This window comes from Mesorhizobium sp. M7A.F.Ca.CA.003.01.2.1 (genome assembly GCF_003998945.1).
GTDB lineage: Bacteria > Pseudomonadota > Alphaproteobacteria > Rhizobiales > Rhizobiaceae > Mesorhizobium > Mesorhizobium ciceri.
On record NZ_RZRA01001301.1, the window covers coordinates 1 to 1,140 of the forward strand.

A 1,140-nucleotide genomic window follows, 5' to 3' on the forward strand; every position below is an offset into this window, starting at 1 on the left:
AGGCGGCCCTGTGCGTCCTTGGTGGCGTGCGGATTGAGCTGCGACTTCTCGATATCCTTGACGGTGATCAGTCCGACGCAATTGCCCTGCCTGTCGACGACCACCAGCTTTTCGATCCTGTGCTGGTGCAGGAGGCGCTTGGCCTCGTCCTGGTCGACGTTCTCCTTGACCGTGATCAGGTTGTCACGGGTCATCAGTTCATGGACCTTCTGCGCCGGATCGGACGCAAAGCGCACGTCGCGATTGGTCAGGATGCCGATCAGCCGGCCGATCTTGTGGCCGCCGCTGCCGCCGTTCTCGACCACCGGAATGCCCGAGATCGAATAGCTGCGCATCAGGCCCAGCGCGTCGGCGAGCGTCGCGTCGGGGCCGATGGTGACGGGATTGACCACCATGCCGGATTCGAATTTCTTGACCTGCCGCACCTGCTCGGCCTGTTCGGCCGGCGAGAAATTGCGGTGGATGACGCCAATGCCGCCGGCCTGGGCCATGGCTATGGCAAGCCGGGCCTCGGTGACGGTGTCCATCGCCGCCGACAGGATCGGCACATTCAGGTCGATGTCGCCGGCGATGCGGGTGCGGACATCGGTTTCGCCGGGCATGACCTCGGAATGACCCGGCTGCAGCAGCACGTCGTCAAAGGTCAGCGCCAATGCGCCGGTGGACGTTTCGATGATTTTTGCCATGGCCAGTCCCTTGAACATAAAAACGGTGGGGGAATACAAAAAAGCGCTGGACCGGAATGGACAGCGCCGACTCGTTTCTTCCCTTTCAGGATTGGCGCTGGCTGGTACCACGTCCAAGCACCGATGAAAAGCGGATGATTTCACGCTCCCGGAAAGGTGACTTTCCGGCGAAGGGATGCCACCTGTGGTTGCCGGTCGCACAAAAGTGACAGCAAATTAATGCGACATCCCGGCGAAGGCATGGTAACCGCCCGCCTCAGGGCCGACATGCAACCGGCAACGCAACATTCAAGTCTGGACGCGTTCCTTGAACCGCACCATCCCGCTTATATTGGCGGTCGCCCTTTTCATGGAAAACATGGATTCGACTGTTATCGCGACATCGCTGCCGGCGATCGCCGTCGACATCCACACCAGCCCGATCGCGCTCAAGCTGGCCCTGACCGCCTATCTC

Annotated in this window: 1 protein-coding gene and 1 pseudogene; one reads left to right on the plus strand and one right to left on the minus strand. The window is 61.1% G+C overall.

Going from position 1 to position 1,140, the window contains the following annotated elements; translation table 11 throughout:
* Positions 1-686, minus strand: a 686-nt coding sequence (locus EN969_RS32175; RefSeq protein WP_127419792.1) for an IMP dehydrogenase, incomplete at its 3' end; no start/stop codon positions are given.
* Between the two features lie 307 nt (positions 687-993).
* Between EN969_RS32175 and EN969_RS36440 the strand changes: the two are divergent.
* A pseudogene (locus EN969_RS36440) lies at positions 994-1,140 on the plus strand (multidrug efflux MFS transporter); the annotation flags it as partial.